Source organism: Vibrio sp. 1249-1 (assembly GCF_033340495.1).
The window spans coordinates 1-1,040 of record NZ_JAWOWJ010000151.1; the positions used below are offsets into that span (position 1 = coordinate 1).

The following is a 1,040-nucleotide window of genomic DNA, read 5'->3' on the forward strand; positions in this document are numbered from 1 at the left end:
CAGCAGGACCTTTAGTTGCATCTAAGCCATTTTCGGCAAAGAATGCTGCGCCACCAGTAGTTGTTGGATCGACTTCGAAATAACCAGCCGCTGGCGCGAAGCGTCCAAAGCTTTCATTTCGGTTTAAAAGAACCTGAGCGTTAAACGTGGTGTCATCAGATAAGAAAATGTTACCGTTCATAAAAACGGTGTTGCGTTCTAGAGATGCTGTTTGAGCAGCTTCCGATGTGTAGTCGTAGCCGCAGATATCACCTAAGCCAGGGTAGTTCGTTAACCCTACAAAACCTTTTGAAGGATCACACGAAGCGTCTGTGTCGTAGCCTTTAAGTGCTTTCAACTGACCATCATGATAAACGTTACGCCCGTAAATACTAACGCCTGACATATCGAAGTAGTTTGCAGAGCCAGTGTTGGTTGAGCTTAGGTAATCACGATCGCGTTGGTAAATTTCGTCTTTGCTGTCATGTTCAAATGAGAACATGATGTTACCTTTCTCACCGCTTGTACCTAGCACAATTGAAACATTTTCTTCGTCAGCTCCTTCGCGACTTGGAATACCAGACCCCAGGGTTACGTTGATGCCATCAAATTCTTCTTTAAGAATGATGTTTACTACGCCTGCTACAGCATCAGAGCCATACACCGCAGAACCACCGTCGGCCATGACTTCCACGCGCTCTACGATCGCTGACGGAATTACGTTGATGTTTGCTGCACCACCACCCATTGATGCGGAACCAGGGAGACGTTTACCATTGATCAAAACGAGAGTGCGCTCAGAACCTAGGCCACGTAGAGAGATCGTTGCTTGACTTTGCGCAGAGCTACCTGAACGCTCGTTGTGTGAACCAAATGAGTTAAAAGATGATTTACGCAATACATCGGCAATCGATACGTCACCAGCGCGTTCAATTTCAGCTCGACCAATTACTGCTACTGGAGTGCTTCCTTCCATAGATGCGCGCGTTAGGCGCGAACCAGTAACTTTCATCTTTTGAAGTTTTTCAACTTGTTGCTCTTCTGCCTGTGCTGTTAGAGGG

The 1,040-nt window shown here is 46.6% G+C and carries 1 protein-coding gene; it reads right to left on the reverse strand.

Annotation, left to right across the window (positions count from 1 at the left end; translation table 11 throughout):
• Positions 1-1,040 (reverse strand): TonB-dependent receptor plug domain-containing protein (locus R7Z50_RS24895; protein ID WP_318149402.1); only part of this gene is annotated, 1,040 nt, incomplete at both ends.